Source organism: Actinospineispora acaciae DSM 45401 (assembly GCF_000620785.1).
GTDB lineage: Bacteria > Actinomycetota > Actinomycetes > Mycobacteriales > Pseudonocardiaceae > Pseudonocardia > Pseudonocardia acaciae.
Map to the genome: position 1 here is coordinate 71,735 of NZ_JIAI01000020.1, position 18,038 is coordinate 89,772.

Sequence of the window (18,038 nt, forward strand, 5' to 3'; positions counted from 1 at the left end):
GCCCTAGCCACTCACGGGTTGAGTGCGCGGACCCCGGGCGCGGCGGAGCGGGCCACGAACGCGCTGCCGGCCAGCCCGGTGGTCCGCGCCTCCACCCACGGGGCGATCCGGTACGGACGGGCCTGCAGCAGCCCGCCCAGGGTGCGGCGCAGCCGGGACAGCTCGGCGCGGACCGTGACCAGGTGCTCGCCGTCGCCGTACAGCGCCCGGCTCAGCTGGGCCGCGTTCATCCCGGCCGGGCCGGCCAGCGCCAGCAACAGCAGCACCTCGGCGTGCCGGGTGGACAGCGGGTGCAGCCAGACGCTGGTGCCCTCCACGATCGCCCGGGGCGGCCGGTGGTCGAGCTCGAGCAGCAGCCGCATCCGGCGCGGCGCCCGCCCGGGGTCCTCGGCGCGCAGCAGCCAGCCGCCGGGGACCGGCTCGGGCTGGCACACGCCGATGCCGTGCACCGCCAGCGGCTGCCCGGGCCGGGGCGCGGGCACCCGGTCCAGGCTGGGCATGCCGGTCACGGCGGCCACCCAGCCCTGGTCGTCGACCACCAGGCCCGGTCCTCGGGCGGCGGCCAGCAGCGGGGCGCCGACCGTGCGCAGCGTCTCCAGCCGGCGCTCGTGCTGGTGCCACAGGCTCGCCTCGGCCAGCTTCACGGCGGTGCAGACCAGCGCGACGGTCGTCGGGTGCACCGTCTCGGCCAGGCCGCTGACGTCCACGGCGCCGATCAGCTCGCCGGTGCGCGGGTCGTGCACCGGGCAGGCGGTGCAGGTCCACGGGTGGTGGGTCCGAACGAAGTGCTCGGCGGAGAAGATCTGCACCGGCGCCGCCTCGGCCAGCGCGGTGCCGATCGCGTTGGTGCCGACCATGCCCTCCGACCAGTCGGCGCCCTCGGTGAACCCCAGCCGGTCGGCCCGGTGCCGAACCGCCGGCGCGCCCTCCCGCCACAGCAGGATGCCGTCCGCGTCGGTGACCACCATGACGTGCCGGGCGTCGTCGGCGATCGAGGTGAGGCTGGCGCGCAGCTCGGGCAGCACCCTGGCCAGCGGCGTGGACAGCCGCCGCTGCTCGACCTCGTCCAGGGACACCTGGCCGGGCGGGTCGCCCTGGTCCGGGCTCACCCCGTGCCCGCGCACCCGTCGCCAGGACCGCTCCACCAGCTTCCTCGGCCGGGCCGGTGGCCGGTCACCGGAGAGCAACGCGTCGTGCACCTGGGCAAGCAGGCGCGCATGCCGGCCGAGGTCCACCCCGGGCCGGACCGCGCAGACACCGTCGTCCACCAGCATCCCTCCGAGCGGCCGCCGGCCACCGCGCGCCGCCCGCGCCTCAGCCTAGGTAGCCCGCGTGACCTCCGCTATAGCCCGCTCAGCCGCACCCTCCTCGGTGCGTGCGCGCGGGCGCGGCGGGCGCGGGGTACCGAGCAGGACGCCGCCCACGATGACCGCGCCGGCCACCAGCTCCACCCAGCTCGGCCGCTCGCCCAGCACCAGCGCGGCCAGCCCCATGCCCACCACCGGCACCAACATGCAGTACGGCGCGACGGTGCCGGCCGGGTACCTGGTCAGCAGCGCGGTCCACACCCCCAGCCCGAGCACCGTCGCGCACAGCACCAGGTAGCCCAGCGCCGCCAGCCCGGCCCACCCGCCCGGTGTCACCGCCGAGGCGAGCGCCTCCCCCATCGCCCCCGGCCCCTCCACGGCCAACGACAGCGCGAACAGCGGCACCGGTGGCACCACCGACATCCAGAGCATGAACCGCATCGGCTCGGCCGGGTCCGCCCTGCGGCTGCACAGGTTGCCGAACGCCCAGCTCAGCGCCGCGAGCAGGCCGAGGACGAGCGGCAGCGCCGGCGCCACCGCCGAGCGGGCCACCGCGATCGCGGCCAGCCCGCCCACCGCGAGCAGCACCCCGGTGACCTGGCGCCGGGCCAGCCGCTCGCGCAGCAGCACGGCCCCGAGCAGCACCGTGAACGGCGCCGCGGCCTGCAGCACCAGCGATGCCAGCCCGGTCGGCAGGCCCAGCTTCATGCCCATGAACAGGAACGGGAACTGCGCGGTGCCGAAGAAGAAGCCGTAGCCGACCAACCACCGCCACCTGACGTTCGGGCGGGGCACCAGCAGCACCGTCGGCACCGCGATCACCAGGAACCGGACGGCGGCCAGCAGCAGCGGCGGGAAGTGCTCCAGCGCGATGTGCATGGCCAGGAAGTTGCCGCCCCACAGCACCACGACGAGCAACGCAGCCAACCGGTCCCGCACCGTCACCTTCCCACCGTTGGTGAGCTCAACTGAAAAGACAATCAACAAGAAGTTGGCTGGCACTTTAGAGTTGCTTCATGGACGTTCGCCGGCTGCGCATCCTGCGTGAGCTGGCCGACCGGGGGTCGGTGTCGGCCGTCGCGTCGGCGCTGTCGTTCACCCCGTCCGCGATCTCCCAGCAGCTGCGCACCCTGCAGGCCGAGGTCGGCGTGGCGCTGACCGAGCCGGCCGGGCGCGGGCTGCGGCTCACCGACGCCGGGCACGCCCTGGTCGCCCATGCCGACGCCGTGCTGGCCGCGCTGGCCAGCGCCGACGCCGCCGTGGAGCAGTACCGCTCGCAGCCGCGCGGGGTGGTGCGCATCGCCATGTTCGCCTCGGCCGCCCGGCTGCTGCTGCCCGGGCTGCTGCGCCGGGTCGGCGAGCTGCCGCACGTCGAGCCTCGGTTCAGCGACGTCAACATGACCCCGCCCGAGGTGCCGGCGCTCACCGCCGACTTCGACCTGGTGGTGGCCCACCGCGACGAGCACGCCCCGCCGTTCGCCTCGGACCGCTGGGACGTCACGCACCTGCTGCGCGAGCCGCTGGACGTGGTGCTGCCGCCGAGGCATCCGCTGGCCCGCCGCCGCCGGCTGCGGCTGGTCGACCTCACCGAGGAGTCCTGGATCAGCGTGCAGGAAGGTTTCCCCGTGGACGACGTGCTCCGTTCGATAGCGCTGCGCACCGGCACCGAGCCGAGGGTGGTGCAGCGGATCAACGACTTCGGCGTGACCGAGGAGCTGGTGGCGGCCGGGCTCGGGGTGGCGCTGCTGCCCCGCTACTCCACCGACGACCGGGGCGGGCGGCGGCTGGTGCGCCGCGAGCTGGCCGGGGTGCGCGCCGCCCGGCACGTCGAGGCGGTGACCCGGCGCGGCGGGCTGTCCAGGCCGGCGACCCGGGCGGTGCTGGACGCGCTGCGCGCCGAGACCGACCAGGTGCGGCGGTCCGGGCGGTGACCGAGCACGCCGAGGACCCGTTTCTGCACCTGCCGTTGGCGCGGGCCAGGGCGGTCACCGCGCCGGACGGTTCGCTGGTGCACGAGCTGCCTCGGGTGCGGGGCGGCGGGATGGCGTTGTGCACGCTGCCCGCCGGCGCGGTGTCCCGCCCGATCCGGCACCGCACGGTCGACGAGGTGTGGTTCGTGCTCGCCGGCCGGGCCGACTTCTGGCGCGCGGCGGACGGCCGGGAGGAGGTGCGCGCGGTCGGCGCGGAGGACAGCCTGCGCATCCTCGCCGGCACCGCGTTCCAGTTCCGGACGGTCGGGCCGGCGCCGCTGCGCGCGCTGCTGCTCACCGCCCCGCCGTGGCCCGGCGAGGACGAGGCGGTATTGCTCGAGCACGGGCGCTGGCCAGGGCACTAGAGTGCTGTCGTGGCTGGCAGCGCGGCATCGACCCCCGACGAACGCAGGCCGGTGATCGACGAGCTGGCCGATCATCCGCACCCGGCGGTCAGCCGCGCGGCGCTCGCCGCCCGGCATCCCGCCTGGGGGTTGGCCACGGTCTCGTTGCTGGCGGTGGGCCTGGTCGCCGGGTTCATGTCGCTGGGGCCGTTGGGCGCGACCATCAAGGGCTGCACGGCGGTGGCGGAGCGGCTGGTGTGCTCCGCGCGGATGCACGCCATCGTGGTGGTGCTGCCGATGGCCTCGCTCATCGCCGGCCTTGCGGTGGCGCTGGTCGGCGGCCGGGTGGCCATCCGGCTGGGCCGCTCGCCGCTGCTGGCCGCGGCCGCCGGCTGGGTGGTCTTCCTGGCCGGCATGGTGACGGCGTACGCCATGGGCGGCGTGATCTGAGCGGGTCCGCTCCTGCTCAACGGCCGGTGGACAGCCAGGTGAAGGCGTCGGCGTAGAAGCGGGCGGTCTCCTCGGGCCGGTCGTCGCCGTAGAGGTCATCGCCGATCCGGTAGCCGCGCCGGGAGAAGACGTAGGACAGGAACCGGTACGGCGGCCGGTAGGCCGCGACATCGGCCGGCGCGATGCGCAGCGACACGCCGGGGTGCACGGGCGTGATCGTGTCTTGCTCGTAGACGGGGTCCAACGACGCGATCAGCCAGCGGCCGTCGCGCCGCTCCACGCGAAAGTAGAGACGCGCCGCCGAGGCAAGGTCGACCTCGACGTCGTCGACGACCGTGCGCACCTCGATCACCGCCGGAAGCTCCACGAACGCGCGGCCGTCCTGCTGGTGCACCACGGGCGGGCTCAGCCGGTGCCGGGCGGTATCGCCTCGGGCGGCCATCTTCTGTGACTCGGCGATGAACTCGGCGCCGCCGCCTCGGAACCAGCTCAGACGGATGGCGGCATCGTCGGCGTAGCACGGCCGCATCCGCTCCCACCAACCTCGGTCACGTCCCTGGCGCTCCTTGAGCACAAGCTGCGTGATCTCGGTGATCTCGTCCATGCTTCTCCCGACGTCGAACCTGGACTCCGCACAGTAACGTCGGATCGCCCGGAGTGGCCGGCGCGGCGGGCGCTAGAGTGCCGGCCGTGGCAGGTGGTGGCGGCGCCGGGGTGGGCGTGCTGCCCGACCTGCTGCCCGGTCCCGCCGACCCGCCGGCGCGGGTGCTGTTCTGCGGCATCAACCCGGGCATGGTCTCGGCGGCCACCGGGCACCACTTCGCCCGGCCGGGCAACCGGTTCTGGCCGGCGCTGCACCGCTCCGGCTTCACCCCGACGCTGCTGCGCCCCGACCAGCAGTCCGTGCTCCCCTCCCTCGGCCTCGGCCTGACCAACCTGGTCGCGCGGGCCACCGCGCGCGCCGACGAGCTCACCGCCGACGAGCTGCGGGCCGGCGGTGAGCGGTTGCGCGAGCTGACCGAGCGCCTCCGCCCGGCCTGGTTGGCGGTGGTCGGCATCACCGCCTACCGCACGGCGTTCGGCCGGCCGAAGGCGGTGGTCGGCCGCCAGGACGAACGCCTCGGCGACACCAGCATCTGGGCACTCCCCAACCCGAGCGGCCTCAACGCCCACTGGACCCTGCCCACCCTCGCCGACGAGTTCGCCCGACTGCGCGCCGCCGCCTCCGCCTAGACCGCACACCCGGTTCGTGCCCGGCACACCTGCTCCAGCGCGTGTGCGGCGCGCGAAGTTGGTGTGCGGGCAGCAGCGGCGGCGGCTAGGCGGGTACGGCGGGGCGGTTGCGCCAGGTCAGCCAGAGCAGGACGTAGACGGCGACGGTGGCGATGACGTAGCTGGCGCCGATCACCTGCTGGACCGGCGACCAGGTCAGCTCGAGGCCGGCGGTCACGTCGTGCGGCATGAACTGGAACGGAGCCACCACGAACACCACGGCGAGCACCCCGGTGACCGCCGCCCACAGCCGCGACCCCGCCCGCCACGCGGACACCCCGCCGACCAGCAGCGCCGGGGCCACCCACACCCAGTGGTGCGACCACGAGGTGGGCGAGGCCAGCAGCGCCACGCCGGCGACGGCCATCAGCGCGAGCGGCCGGGGTGACCTGCGGATGACCGGCACCGCGAGCAGCAGCACCGCCGCGGACAGCGCCAGCCACGCGACCTTCAGCTCCAGCCCGCCGACACCTGCCCTGGCGAGCACCGCCTGGAACGTCTGGTTGGTGAAGAACGGCGAGCCGCTCACGCCGCTGACCCCGGACATCCCGCCGCCCCAGTACCGCTCTGACGCCCCCGGGGCGACCAGCGCGCCCACCCCGGTGGCCACCGCCGCGCTCACCGCCGCGGTCACCGCCGCCCGGTAGTCCCGCCGCAGCAGGAAGTACAACACGAACGCCGCCGGCGTCAGCTTGACCGCCGCCGCGATGCCGATCAGCAGCCCGCGCGGCCACCGGGTCCGCGCCGCCAGGCAGTCCACCGCCACCAACGCCATCAGGATCAGGTTGACCTGACCGAACCGGAACGTCTCCAGCACGGGCTCCAGCGCCAGCGTCAACGTCAACACCGCCGACCCCGCCGCCAACGCCCCCGCGCGCCCGCCCGACGGCCACAGCCGCCGCAGCACCACGTACACGGTGACCGCCAGCGACATCAGCGACGCCACGAACAGCGCGACCCACGCCACCGTCCACCCGGTCACCGCCAGCGGCACCATCAACAGCGCCGCGAACGGCGGATAGATGAACGGCAGCACCAGCCCCGTACTGGTCGGCGGCAACGCCCCGTAGATGTCCCCGCCGCTCAGCCACACCTGAACCCCGAGCCGATACACCTCCAGGTCCAGGAAGTACCCGTGCAGATGCACCAACAACGCCACGATCGCCAGCGCCAGCACCGGTAGCGACACCCGATAGATGAGCCCCGGCCGCTCCCGCAACCGCGCCCCGAGACCGCCGACCCGAGCGCGCACCGTGCCAACCGCCGCAGTCACAGCCCGGGTTCCCCGCTCCCTCTATCCCTCGCCTACTCCCACCCCACCGTATCGCCGCACCCCATACCGCCGACCGTCCGCCCCCACGGCACGAGTTATAGCCAGGCTGCGAGATCTAGCGGGCGTCCAGGTGCGTGCATCGCAAGGCCGAGCGTCCCGACGCGTGCTCAGCACGCGAGGGGCGGGAGAACGCCGCGAGGTGCGTGCCTGGGCGTTCGCTAGCTAGGAGGCCGCGTCCATGCCTCGCAGCTCCTTTTTGAGCTCGCCGATCTCGTCCCGGAGCCGGGCCGCCAGCTCGAACTGCAGGTCGCGGGCGGCCGCGAGCATCTGGTCGGACAGCTGCTGGATGAGGTCGGCCAGCTCGGCGCGCGGCATGGACGAGGTGTCCCGCCCGTGCACCACGCCGGAGCTGGCCCGGCCGGGCTCGCCGGCGGCGCGCTTGCCCCGGGACTGGTTGCGCCCGGAACCGCCGACCGGGACCTCGTCGGACTCCCGGTACACCTGGTCCAGGATGTCGGCGATCTTCTTGCGCAGCGGCGTCGGGTCGAGGCCGCGCTCGGTGTTGTACGCGATCTGCTTGGCCCGGCGGCGTTCGGTCTCGTCGATGGCGCGCTGCATGGACTCGGTGACCGTGTCGGCGTACATGTGCACCTGGCCGGAGACGTTCCGGGCGGCCCGGCCGATGGTCTGGATCAGCGAGGTCTCCGAGCGCAGGAAGCCCTCCTTGTCCGCGTCCAGGATGGCCACCAGGGACACCTCGGGCAGGTCGAGGCCCTCGCGGAGCAGGTTGATGCCGACCAGCACGTCGAAGTCGCCCAGCCGCAGCTGCCGCAGCAGCTCCACCCGCCGCAGGGTGTCCACCTCGGAGTGCAGGTAGCGGACCCGCACGCCCAGCTCGAGCAGGTAGTCGGTGAGGTCCTCGGCCATCTTCTTGGTCAGCGTGGTGACCAGCACCCGCTCGTCGCGCTCGGCGCGGACCCGGATTTCGTGCACCAGGTCGTCGATCTGGCCCTTGGTCGGCTTGACCACGACCTCCGGGTCGACCAGGCCGGTCGGCCGGATCACCTGCTCGACGAACTCGCCGCCGGTGCGCTGCAGCTCGTACGGGCCCGGCGTGGCGGACAGGTACACCACCTGCCCGATCCGGTCGGCGAACTCCTCCCAGGTCAGCGGGCGGTTGTCGCAGGCCGAGGGCAGCCGGAAGCCGTACTCGACCAGGTTGCGCTTGCGCGACATGTCGCCCTCGTACATGCCGCCGATCTGCGGCACCGTGACGTGCGACTCGTCGATGACCAGCAGGAAGTCGTCCGGGAAGTAGTCGAGCAGGGTGGACGGCGCGGTGCCGGCACCCCGGCCGTCGATGTGCCGCGAGTAGTTCTCGATGCCCGAGCAGAACCCGACCTGGCGCATCATCTCCACGTCGTACTGGGTGCGCATCCGCAGCCGCTGTGCCTCCAGCAGCTTGCCCTGGCGCTCCAGCTCGGCCAGCCGCTGCTCCAGCTCGGCCTCGATGTCCCGGATGGCCCGTTCCATCCGCTCCGGGCCGGCCACGTAGTGCGTGGCCGGGAAGATCCGTACCTCGTTCACCTTCTTGATCACGTCGCCGGTGAGCGGGTGCAGGTAGTAGAGCTCCTCGATCTCGTCGCCGAAGAACTCGATGCGGATCGCCAGCTCCTCGTACGCCGGGATGATCTCGACGGTGTCGCCCCTGACCCGGAAGGTGCCGCGGTTGAACGCCATGTCGTTGCGGGTGTACTGCACGTCGACCAGCGCGCGCAGCAGCGCGTCCCTGTCGATCTCGGTGCCGACGCCGAGCTGCACCGAGCGGTCCAGGTAGGACTGCGGGGTGCCCAGGCCGTAGATGCAGGACACCGACGCGACCACCACCACGTCGCGCCGCGAGAGCAGGTTCATCGTGGCGGAGTGGCGCAGCCGCTCGACGTCGTCGTTGATCGACGAGTCCTTCTCGATGTACGTGTCGGTCTGCGCGATGTACGCCTCGGGCTGGTAGTAGTCGTAGTACGACACGAAGTACTCGACGGCGTTGTTGGGCAGCATGTCGCGCAGCTCGTTGGCCAGCTGGGCGGCCAGCGTCTTGTTCGGCGCCATCACCAGCGTGGGCCGCTGCACCCGCTCGATCAGCCAGGCGGTGGTGGCCGACTTGCCGGTGCCGGTGGCGCCGAGCAGCACGACGTCCTGCTCGTTGGCGCGCAGCCGGCGCTCCAGCTCGTCGATGGCGGCCGGTTGGTCGCCGGCCGGCTGGTACTCGCTGACCACCTCGAAGCGGCCGTCGTCCCGGGGGATCGCCTCCACCGGGCGGGTGTCCGAGTGCGCGGTAACTGGGTATTCGGTCGCGAATGCCACGGTATCGAGGGTAAGCCTTCGGTCTGACAGTATCTGAGTCGATGCACCCGCCGAAGGTCGAGACGTTCGACGTGCGCGCCCGTACCAACACCGACCCGAAGGGGTTTATTCGCCCGGTCGAGGAGTACCGGGTCGAGCCGTTCGGCCTCTACCTGATGCGGCCCATGCAGGACCACCCGAGGGTGGACTGGATCGAGTCCTGGCTGCTGCCCGCGCAGGGCATCCGGGTCACGGACTGGGGATGGCGCCCCGGCCACGAGCGTGACCAGGACTTCTACCTCGACATCGCGGACATCGAACGCGACGGCGACGTCTGGCGGACGGTGGACCACTACCTGGACATCGTGGTCCGGACCGGGCGCGACAGCCGGGTGCTCGACCTCGACGAGTACGTGTCGGCCGTGGCCGCCGGGCTGCTGGACACCGCGGCCGCCGAGCGAGCGCTGGCCACCAGCTACCGGGTGCTGTCCGGGCTGGGCGCGCACCGCCACGACCTGGACGCCTGGCTGTCCGACCTGGGGATCAGCCTGACCTGGCGCCGCCGCTAGCCCTCTGAACAGACGAAACCGCCCCGACCCGGGTGTCCGGATCGGGGCGGTTGGTCGTTCTTGCTCAGCCGTGCGGCGCCGGTTTCGGGGGCGCGTTCTCCGGCGTGGGCCGGACACCCTGCGGAGCCGCGGCAGGGGCGGGGGCCGGCCGGTGGTAGGCGGCCGGCTTCGCGTCCGAACCGTGCACCCGACTGGACTCCTCGCCGGACCCACCGGTCCCGCCGCCCGACGGGCGCTCGTCGGACCCGCTTCCGCCTCGCCCGCTCGACTCACCGGAGCCGCTGCCCCGGCCGCTGCTCGACGGGCTCTCGTCGGAGCCACCGCCGCCCGAGCCCTGCGTGGGCTGGTGCTGCGTCTTGGTCGCGGGCTTCGGTGTCTCCTTGGTGGTCTGCGTCTTCTCGGCCGGAGGCTTGGCCTCGGTCGTGGTCGGCTTCGGCTTGGGCTGCTCGGCCGGCTTCTCGGTCGTCGGCTGCTGCTGCGGCTTCTCGGCGGACGGCTGCGGCTTTTCGGCCGGCTTCTCCGCCGAGGGCTGCTGCGGCTTCTCGGCGGGCTTCTCCGAGGACGGCTGCTGCGGCTTCTCCGCCGGAGCCGTCGGGGCCGTGCCACCGGGCTGCGGCCAACCGACCCCCGGAGGCCTCGGCGTCCCGGCCGGCACGCCCGGCCATCCGCCAGGAGGCTGCGGCCCGTTGGTCGGCGCCTGCGGCCAACCGACCGGGGGCCGCTGGCCCTCACTCGGCTTCTCGGACGGGGAGCCCGGACGGTCCGGCAGCGTGCTGGGCCGGGTGGACGACGAGGGGTCCGGGCGGTCCGTGGGCCGGCCCGGGTTCGGCCACTCGACCGGCGGCCACGGGCGGTCCGTCGGCGGCTTCGGCCAGTTGGTCGGCCAGGGGCCGTTCGTCGGCGGCCAGGGGCGGTCGGACGGCGGCCACGGGTCGTCCGTCGGCGGCCGGGGCCTGGTCGTCGGCGTCGGGTGGTGGTTCCCGTCACCATCGTGGTCACCGTGGTCACCGTCGTGGTCGTGATGGTGACCGTGGTCGCTGTCCCAGTCGCGCCCACCGCTGTCGCCGTCGTCATCGTCGTCATCGTCGCGGACGTCGACAGGGCTTCCCTCGTCCGAGCTCACCGAGGAGCCCTTGGGCAGCACGGTGACGCCACCGCCCAGGCCGCGGGCGCCCGCCGGGGGCACCACACCCTGCTTGAGCTGGACCAGCGACTCACCGGGCTGGAGCACCTCGGCGACCGGCGGCGGGGCCGCGCCGGCGGGGGCCGCCATCGGAGAGGCCGGCGACAGCGCCACCGGCGCCGGCAGCGGCACGCCACCGGAGACGACGGACTGCGCGACGACGGTCACCGCGCCCAGCGCTCCCACCGTCAGCACGGCCGCGGTCGCCGCGGTCGTGGTGCGGTTCATCGAGTCCGCGCGCCGGATGACCGCGTCAACCGGAGGGAGCATCACGGACTGGGTCAGGTCTTCGTCGAGGCGGCGCAGTGCGGCAGCCCCGAGGTCGACGTTGTCGTTCACATGTCCTCCCAGTTAGCGGTGGGCGGCACTGTCGTGGGGCCCTGCGACAGGATTTCGGTCAGTTCGCGCTGCGCGTATGCGAGTCGCGCCTCGGTCACGCCGATGTCCAGGTTTTCCAGTGCGGCAATGTCGGTGAGCGGCATCTGCGCGATGTCGGCGAGCACCAGCACCCGGCGCCGGTACAGCGGCATCTGGGCGAGCGCGTGCAGCACGGCCTGGTGCTGAGGGTCGTCAGACGGCGGTACGGCGTTCTTGCCGCCGTACCTGTCGATGCCCAGCTTGGCCAGGAACCGCCGCCATTTGCGGTTGCTCCCCTGGACCGCCATGAACCGGACCCAGCCGGTCGGGTTGGGCAGCTCACGCACCTGCGACCAGCGCTGCCAGGCGCGCGAGTACGCCTCCTGCACCAGGTCCTGCGCTTCCGTGGCGTTCAGGGTGATCATGCAGAGCTGCGCGACCAGAGCGGGGTAGTTCGCTTCCAGATGAGCACCGAACTCCGCGCGCAGGTTTGACTCCGGCGCGGCAACGGTAGCTACGGTGGCCCCCGCGTCACCCAGGTACTGGGTGGCATCGTCACCCAGGTACTGGGTGGCCTCGGCGGCCATCTCCCGGTTCACGTCGTTCCCCCCTCGATATCAGCGGGCAGCCCTCGAATGCTTCGGAGATCGGCGCGGCTCGGGGGCAGACCGCGCCATCTCGGTGACGGCATGCCGGTACGGCTTCCGTCTCGTACTCGGTCTGTCGAAGGTGGCGATCCGTCCGTTACACCTTTGGGGAATCGCCCGGCACCAATTGGGCGGAGTTGTCGTCGAACGGTATCCGCCATCCGGTCGCTTGCGCCCAGGCGTCGGCCCGGGGCAGCGCGCTGTCGAACCACCGTTCCTTTGCCCGCCCGTAGTCGAAGCTGGCCCGGTCATCGGCGTGCTCGGCGGCCAGGCGGCGCTTCAGCTCCAGGTACTCCGTACGGACCGACTCGTCCGCGCGCAGCCAGTCGCGGAAGAGCAGCGCGTACCGCCATCCGGGTGAGTCGACCGCCCGCAGGTGCAGGTTCACCGGCCGCCCCGGGTCGGCAGAGGTGAAGAGCCGCTTGCGCCACCGCTCGGGGTCCGGGTTGGACGGCGTGGGGTTGTCCGACCGCAGCCACGGCACCTCGACGAATCCGGCCGTGCGCAGCGCCGGGCCGAGCGTGTCGGCGACGTCTGCGACGTCCACGGAGGCCACCCCGAGCTGGATGTCCAGCACGTCCTTGGCCGGCAGCCCGGGCACCGAGGTGGACCCGATGTGGTCCACCCGCGCGGTCACCTCGCCGACGGCGCGTTCGATCCGCGCGGCCAGCCGGGCGTACTGCTCCGGCCAGCGCTCGTCCGGCGCCACCAGCCGGACCGGCATCGGACCCCGGGGCCGGTCCAACCGGAGGTTCTCCTCGAACGGCACCAGCCGCTCCCGCCACAGCCGGTCGACGGCCTCGACCGCGGCGTCCGGAGACCCGGAGTTGTCCAGCCAGACGTCGGCGGCGGCCCGGCGGGCGTCGTCGTCGGCCTGCGAGGCGATCCGGGCGCGGGCGTCGCGGTCGCTCATCCCCCGGTTCGCGCGCAGCCGGCGCACCCGCTCCTCCACCGGTGCGCCCACCACGACGACCAGGTGGAAGCCCGGGCCGAGGCCGTTCTCCACCAGCAGCGGGATGTCCTGGACGACCACCGCGTCCGCCGGCGCGGCCGCCACCAGCTCGGCGGTCCTGCGGCCGACCAGCGGGTGGACGATGCCGTTCAGGCGGCGCCGGGCGTCCGGGTCCTCGAACACGATGGACGCGAGCGCGGGCCGGTCCAGCGCGCCGTCGGCGTCGAGCACCCGCTCACCGAACGCGGCGACCACCTCGGCGAGCCCAGGGCTGCCCGGCCGGACCACCTCGCGGGCGACCACGTCGGAGTCCACCAGCGTCGCGCCGAGCTCGACCAGCCGGCCGGCGACCGTCGACTTGCCCGCCCCGATCCCGCCGGTCAGGCCCACCCGCAACATGACGGGGACGCTATCGTGAGGACCCCGGGCGCGGTGGCACCAGGTTGGGCAGCACCCGCTGCGCCAGGTCGATCATCACCTGACGGCCCAGCTCGGGGCGGACCACGCCGTCGCGCAACATCACGGTCACCGCCGAGCGGCCGCTGGCGACCATGAGCACCGACATGCCGCGCTCGGCGAACAGGAACGTCCGCGCGGTGCCGATGGTGAACTCCTCGACGGACACGGCGTCGGACCGCTCGGCGTTGGCGTTCGTGGTCAGCTGGGCGTCGGCGGCGGCGTCGGTGGTGTACGCGGTGAGGTTCAGCTTCACGCTCGGCGTGCTGTTGCGGGCGCCGGCGGGCTGGTAGAGGCAGGTCACCCGCTCCAGCTGGCCCACGGTGGGCGCCGGCTGGCCGATCACCGCCTGTTCCTTGACGCTGTCCACCGGCTGGCCGAGCAGCGCGGACATGTTCGTCCCGGTGATCACGTCCGCGCAGTCGGCGGGTAACAGGGTGTCGCGCTGCCGGGCCGGCCCCGCGCCGGCTCCCGGCGTCGCGGAGAAGGTCGGCACCGGGTGGTCCAGGTCGCCCCGGTGGCCGCCACAACCACCGATCGCCCCACAGGCCAGCACGACCGACACCAACGCGACGACCTGGGACCGAGCACGCACATCGAGAACGTTATCGGGGCGCCGACGGATCCACCGGCGCGGCACGCCCAAAGTCCCCCGGGCATGCGAATGTCTGAAATCACACGCGAAACGGGCCGGTCACCCCTCGCGGTGAGGGATGACCGGCCCGTGTCGTCAGCGTGCGGCTCAGGCGCCGCCGGAGAGCTTCTCCCGCAGCGCGGCGAGCTGCTCGTCGCTGGCCAGCGTGCCGCCGTCGGACGAGCTCTCCGAGGAGTAGTTCGACGGGGCGGCCCCGCCCTCCTCGGTGGCGGCCTGGGCGTCGGCCTCGGCGGCCTTCTTGAGCTGCGCGATGTGCTGCTCGTAGCGGACGTGCGCCTCGGCGTACTGGCGCTCCCACTCCTCGCGCTGCTTGTCGTACCCCTCCTGCCACTCCTGGGTCTCCGGGTCGAAGCCCTCGGGGTAGATGTAGTTGCCCTCGTTGTCGTACTCGGCGGCCATGCCGTAGCGGGTCGGGTCGAACTCCGTCTCCGGGGTCATGCCCTCGTTGGCCTGCTTGAGCGACAGCGAGATCCGCCGACGGTCCAGGTCGATGTCGATGACCTTGACCATGCAGTCGTCGCCGACCTGCACGACCTGCTCCGGGATCTCCACGTGGCGCTCGGCCAGCTCGGAGATGTGCACCAGGCCCTCGATGCCCTCCTCGACGCGGACGAACGCGCCGAACGGCACCAGCTTGGTGACCTTGCCCGGCACGATCTGGCCGATCGCGTGGGTGCGGGCGTAGAGCCGCCACGGGTCTTCCTGGGTGGCCTTCAGCGACAGCGAGACGCGCTCGCGGTCGAGGTCCACGTCGAGCACCTCGACGGTGACCTCCTGGCCCACCTCGACGACCTCGCTGGGGTGGTCGATGTGCTTCCAGGACAGCTCCGAGACGTGCACCAGGCCGTCCACGCCGCCGAGGTCGACGAACGCGCCGAAGTTGACCACCGAGGACACCACGCCCTTGCGGACCTGGCCCTTGGCGAGCTGGTTGAGGAACTCGCTGCGCACCTCGGACTGGGTCTGCTCCAGCCAGGCGCGGCGGGACAGGACCACGTTGTTGCGGTTCTTGTCCAGCTCGATGATCTTGGCTTCGATCTTGCGGCCGACGTAGGGCTGCAGGTCGCGCACCCGGCGCATCTCCACCAGGGAGGCGGGCAGGAAGCCGCGCAGGCCGATGTCCAGGATCAGGCCGCCCTTGACGACCTCGATGACGGTGCCCTCGACCGGCTCGTCGGCCTCCTTGAGGGCCTCGATCGTGCCCCAGGCGCGCTCGTACTGGGCGCGCTTCTTGGACAGGATCAGGCGGCCTTCCTTGTCCTCCTTCTGCAGGACAAGCGCCTCGACGAACTCCCCGACCTTGACCACTTCGGCCGGATCGACGTCGTGCTTGATGGACAGCTCCCTGGACGGGATGACGCCTTCGGTCTTGTAGCCGATATCGAGAAGAACCTCGTCACGGTCGACCTTGACGATGGTCCCCTCCACGATGTCTCCATCGTTGAAGTACTTGATCGTCTGGTCGATGGCGGCGAGGAAATCCTCCTCCGTCCCGACGTCGTTGACGGCGACCTGGGGTGTGGTCGGGACGGTGGTGGTGTCGGTGGACATGCGGTGGGTTGCTCCGGTATGGATAGATGTTGAGGCGGGCAGTTGTCGTGGCGTGCTGTTGTTGGCGCCGCACGGAGTGTGTCTGCGCGCCGCCAGCTCCTCCAACGCTGTGTTCTGCACCAACGCTGGCGAGCGACGTTGTATTTCACGCAGCACATAAACCGATGCGGTTCCATGCTACGCGTCACCCGATCGGGCGGGCAACGGCGCCCCCCGTGCGATCCGCGCGAGCGGCCGGCGAGGATGCGCCGATGGACTCGGATGCTCGTTCCGCGGACGCTGTGCTGGGTGCGGTGGGCGTCGCCCGGCGGCCGGTGGACAGCGCCGAGTCGTCGGCCGCCAGCCGGCGCTGGTGGGACGCCGACGCCGACGACTACCAGGCCGAACACGGCGCCTTCCTGGGCGACACGGACTTCGTGTGGTGCCCGGAGCGGCTGCGCGAGTCCGACGCCCAGCTGCTCGGCGACCCGGCCGGGCTGGCCGGCGCGCGGGTGCTGGAGGTGGGCTGCGGCGCGGCGGCCTGCGCGCGCTGGCTGGCGGCGAGAGGTGCCGCCGTGGTCGGGCTGGATCTGTCGGCGGGGATGCTGCGGCAGGCGAGGCTGGCTTCCGGGCGCAGCGGGGTGAGCGTGCCGCTGGTGCAGGCGGACGCGGAGCGGTTGCCGTTCGGGGACGGGCGGTTCGACCTGGCCTGCTCGGCGTTCGGCGCGGTGCCGTTCGTGGCCGACCCCGGCCGGGTGATGCGCGAGGTCGCGCGGGTGCTGCGGCCGGGCGGGCGCTGGGTGTTCGCGGTGAACCACCCGATGCGCTGGATGTTCTCCGACGACCCCGGCCCGGACGGGCTGACCGTCTCCCAGTCGTACTTCGACACCTCGCCCTACCTGGAGGTCGACGACCAGGGCCGGGCCACCTACGTGGAGCACCACCGCACGCTCGGCGACCGGATCCGGGACATCGTCTCCGCCGGGCTCGAGCTCTACGACCTGGTGGAGCCCGAGTGGCCGGAGGACCTCACCGAGCAGTGGGGCCAGTGGTCCCCGCTGCGCGGCGCGCTGTTCCCCGGCACGGCGATCTTCTGCTGCCGCAAGCCGGGCTAGGAGCCTGCTGAAAAGCTCGGGTGTCGGACCGCTAGTTGTTGTCGGGTCGCTGCGACGATGCCGGGGTGCAGGGTCGATGTGATCCGCAGCGCGAGCTGCTTGATGTCGAGTCCGTGGCCGGGCATCTGCTGCCCGAAGGCGGGATGTTCGCGTTCCTGGCCGAACACCGCCGGGAGTTGTTCCCCGACGAGTTGTTCGCCGACCTGTTCGCCACCGGACGGGGGCGCCCGTCGGTCCCGGTCGAGCAGGTCGCCTCGGTGCTGGTGCTGCAGACCCTGCATGGCCTGTCGGACCGCGAAGCGGTCGAGGCACTCACGTTCGACCCGCGGTGGAAGGCCGCGTGCGGGCTCGCGGTCACCGACGCCGGGTTCCACCCCACCACCCTGACCTACTGGCGGCGCCGCCTCGCGGCCTCGGACCGCCCGGGACGGATCTTCGAGGCCGTGCGGGCGGTCGTCACGCAGACCGGCGCCCTGGCCGGCAGGCATCGCCGCGCGTTGGACTCCACGATCCTCGACGACGCGGTGGCCACCCAGGACACGGTCACCCAGATCATCGCCGCGATCCGCCGGGTGGGCCGCGAGGTCCCTGGCGCCAGCGAGGTGATCACCGCTCACGCGCGCGCCCACGACTACGCCCAAGCTGGGAAGCCACGAATCACCTGGGACGACGAGACCGCCCGCGCAGAACTGGTCGACGCCCTCGTCTCGGACGCTCACCGGATCCTCGGTCATCTCCCCGAGCAGGAACTCGGCCCGCGAGCAGCCGAAGCGGTCGGACTACTCGCCTTGGTGGCCGGCCAGGACGTCGAACCGGCCGAGGATTCCGACGGGCGCGACGGGCGCTGGCGCATCGCCCGGCGCACCGCCTCGGACCGGGTCATCTCAGTCGTCGACCCCGACACCCGACATGCCCACAAGACCCGCAACCAGCGCCGCGACGGCTATAAGGCCCACCTGGTGGTCGAGCCCGACACCGGCATCATCACCGCCACCACGCTGACCCCGGCGGCCGGGCCGGAGAACTCCGACGCCGCGGTCGGTATCGATCTGCTCGCAGGCCCGCGGCGGTTCGAGGTGCTGGGCGACTCGGCCTATGGGAGCGGGGACATGCTCGCCGCGCTCGCCCAGGCCGGGCATCGGGCAGTGATCAAGCCTTGGCCGCTGCACTCGCCGGTTCCGGGCGGGTTCACCGTCGACGACTTCACCGTTGACGAGATCGCAGGCGCCGTGACCTGCCCCCACGGCGTCACCGCCTCCATCAGCCCCACCCGCCAGGTCACCTTCGGAGCGCGCTGCCGCGGCTGCCCCCTGATCGCTCGCTGCACCACCTCCAAGACCGGCCGTATGCTGCGGCTACGCCCGCACGACGCGCTGCAACGCGCTCACCGCGCCGCCGCCCGAGACCCCGAATTCATCGAGGTCTACCGCCGCCACCGCCCCATGGTCGAACGCAGCATCGCCTGGCTCACCCGCGGCAACCGGCGCCTGCGGTTCCGCGGTGTCGCTCTCAACGACCTGTGGCTGGCTCACCGCGCCGCCGCGCTGAACCTGCGCCGACTGCTCGCCCTGGGCCTGCACCGCCGGTCCACCGGCGCTTGGGCACTCGCATAACC

17 protein-coding genes are annotated in these 18,038 nt (G+C 72.6%); 7 read left to right on the plus strand and 10 right to left on the minus strand.

What is annotated here, in order from left to right; genetic code table 11:
• Positions 1-11: 11 nt before the first annotated feature.
• Both N912_RS0143875 and N912_RS0143880 read right to left on the minus strand, forming a co-directional pair.
• On the minus strand, positions 12-1,268 hold the full coding sequence (locus N912_RS0143875; protein ID WP_425415385.1) for a GAF domain-containing protein: 1,257 nt from the start codon (positions 1,266-1,268) through the stop codon (positions 12-14).
• 51 nt (positions 1,269-1,319) lie between these two features.
• Positions 1,320-2,252: an EamA family transporter gene (locus N912_RS0143880; RefSeq protein WP_028927444.1), complete on the minus strand. Its 933-nt coding sequence runs from the start codon at positions 2,250-2,252 to the stop codon at positions 1,320-1,322.
• A gap of 71 nt (positions 2,253-2,323) precedes the next feature.
• Between N912_RS0143880 and N912_RS0143885 the strand changes: the two genes are divergently transcribed.
• From N912_RS0143885 to N912_RS0143895, 3 genes are read left to right on the plus strand one after another with little or no spacing between them, the layout of a single operon-like run.
• Positions 2,324-3,238, plus strand: a complete 915-nt coding sequence (locus N912_RS0143885; RefSeq protein WP_028927445.1) for a LysR family transcriptional regulator — start codon at positions 2,324-2,326, stop codon at positions 3,236-3,238.
• Positions 3,235-3,642 carry a cupin domain-containing protein gene (locus tag N912_RS0143890; RefSeq protein ID WP_051581634.1) on the plus strand — a complete coding sequence of 136 codons (408 nt, stop codon included), beginning with the start codon at positions 3,235-3,237 and terminating at the stop codon, positions 3,640-3,642. The genes N912_RS0143885 and N912_RS0143890 overlap by 4 nt, the downstream gene beginning before the upstream one ends.
• Positions 3,643-3,651: 9 nt before the next feature.
• Complete coding sequence (locus N912_RS0143895) at positions 3,652-4,071, plus strand: hypothetical protein (protein ID WP_156994373.1); 420 nt, start codon at positions 3,652-3,654, stop codon at positions 4,069-4,071.
• A gap of 16 nt (positions 4,072-4,087) precedes the next feature.
• Here N912_RS0143895 and N912_RS0143900 read toward each other — a convergent pair whose 3' ends face one another.
• Complete coding sequence (locus tag N912_RS0143900) at positions 4,088-4,675, minus strand: nuclear transport factor 2 family protein (protein WP_028927448.1); 588 nt, start codon at positions 4,673-4,675, stop codon at positions 4,088-4,090.
• A gap of 86 nt (positions 4,676-4,761) precedes the next feature.
• Here N912_RS0143900 and mug point away from each other — a divergent pair, with 86 nt between their 5' ends.
• Positions 4,762-5,304 (plus strand): G/U mismatch-specific DNA glycosylase, encoded by a 543-nt coding sequence (mug, locus tag N912_RS0143905; RefSeq protein ID WP_051581642.1) that lies wholly within the window; start codon positions 4,762-4,764, stop codon positions 5,302-5,304.
• Between the two features lie 85 nt (positions 5,305-5,389).
• Here mug and N912_RS58435 read toward each other — a convergent pair whose 3' ends face one another.
• Both N912_RS58435 and uvrB read right to left on the minus strand, forming a co-directional pair.
• Positions 5,390-6,616, minus strand: a complete 1,227-nt coding sequence (locus tag N912_RS58435; protein WP_084211868.1) for a glycosyltransferase 87 family protein — start codon at positions 6,614-6,616, stop codon at positions 5,390-5,392.
• 222 nt (positions 6,617-6,838) lie between these two features.
• Complete coding sequence (gene uvrB, locus N912_RS0143915; protein WP_028927450.1) at positions 6,839-8,980, minus strand: excinuclease ABC subunit UvrB; 2,142 nt, start codon at positions 8,978-8,980, stop codon at positions 6,839-6,841.
• Between the two features lie 41 nt (positions 8,981-9,021).
• Between uvrB and N912_RS0143920 the strand changes: the two genes are divergently transcribed.
• Positions 9,022-9,528: a ribonuclease FAU-1 family protein gene (locus N912_RS0143920; protein ID WP_051581635.1), complete on the plus strand. Its 507-nt coding sequence runs from the start codon at positions 9,022-9,024 to the stop codon at positions 9,526-9,528.
• Between the two features lie 64 nt (positions 9,529-9,592).
• Here N912_RS0143920 and N912_RS0143925 read toward each other — a convergent pair whose 3' ends face one another.
• The 5 genes from N912_RS0143925 to rpsA form a co-directional block, all read right to left on the minus strand.
• On the minus strand, positions 9,593-11,050 hold the full coding sequence (locus tag N912_RS0143925; RefSeq protein WP_028927452.1) for a hypothetical protein: 1,458 nt from the start codon (positions 11,048-11,050) through the stop codon (positions 9,593-9,595).
• A complete protein-coding gene (locus tag N912_RS61300; RefSeq protein ID WP_028927453.1) occupies positions 11,047-11,667 on the minus strand; it encodes an RNA polymerase sigma factor in 621 nt (206 codons plus the stop codon). The genes N912_RS0143925 and N912_RS61300 overlap by 4 nt, the downstream gene beginning before the upstream one ends.
• 145 nt (positions 11,668-11,812) lie before the next feature.
• A complete protein-coding gene (gene coaE, locus N912_RS58445; RefSeq protein ID WP_051581636.1) occupies positions 11,813-13,066 on the minus strand; it encodes a dephospho-CoA kinase in 1,254 nt (417 codons plus the stop codon).
• 10 nt (positions 13,067-13,076) lie between these two features.
• Entirely contained in the window at positions 13,077-13,718 is a 642-nt protein-coding gene (locus N912_RS0143940; RefSeq protein WP_156994374.1) for a hypothetical protein, read from the minus strand.
• A gap of 147 nt (positions 13,719-13,865) precedes the next feature.
• A complete protein-coding gene (gene rpsA, locus N912_RS0143945) occupies positions 13,866-15,329 on the minus strand; it encodes a 30S ribosomal protein S1 (protein ID WP_028927455.1) in 1,464 nt (487 codons plus the stop codon).
• 251 nt (positions 15,330-15,580) lie between these two features.
• Between rpsA and N912_RS0143950 the strand changes: the two genes are divergently transcribed.
• On the plus strand, positions 15,581-16,423 hold the full coding sequence (locus tag N912_RS0143950) for a class I SAM-dependent methyltransferase (protein ID WP_028927456.1): 843 nt from the start codon (positions 15,581-15,583) through the stop codon (positions 16,421-16,423).
• A gap of 65 nt (positions 16,424-16,488) precedes the next feature.
• The gene (locus N912_RS0143955) at positions 16,489-18,036 is read left to right on the plus strand and encodes an IS1182 family transposase (RefSeq protein WP_028927457.1); all 1,548 of its coding nucleotides are present in this window, start codon (positions 16,489-16,491) and stop codon (positions 18,034-18,036) included.
• The last annotated feature ends 2 nt before the right edge of the window (positions 18,037-18,038 follow it).

Coding starts and splice junctions, on each gene's coding strand:
- N912_RS0143885 (WP_028927445.1), top strand. CDS start 2,324: ATGGACGTTCGCCGGCTGCGCATCCTGCGTGAGCTGGCCGACCGGGGG.
- rpsA (WP_028927455.1), bottom strand. CDS start 15,329: ATGTCCACCGACACCACCACCGTCCCGACCACACCCCAGGTCGCCGTC.
- N912_RS0143900 (WP_028927448.1), bottom strand. CDS start 4,675: ATGGACGAGATCACCGAGATCACGCAGCTTGTGCTCAAGGAGCGCCAG.
- N912_RS0143950 (WP_028927456.1), top strand. CDS start 15,581: ATGGACTCGGATGCTCGTTCCGCGGACGCTGTGCTGGGTGCGGTGGGC.
- N912_RS0143920 (WP_051581635.1), top strand. CDS start 9,022: ATGCACCCGCCGAAGGTCGAGACGTTCGACGTGCGCGCCCGTACCAAC.
- coaE (WP_051581636.1), bottom strand. CDS start 13,066: ATGTTGCGGGTGGGCCTGACCGGCGGGATCGGGGCGGGCAAGTCGACG.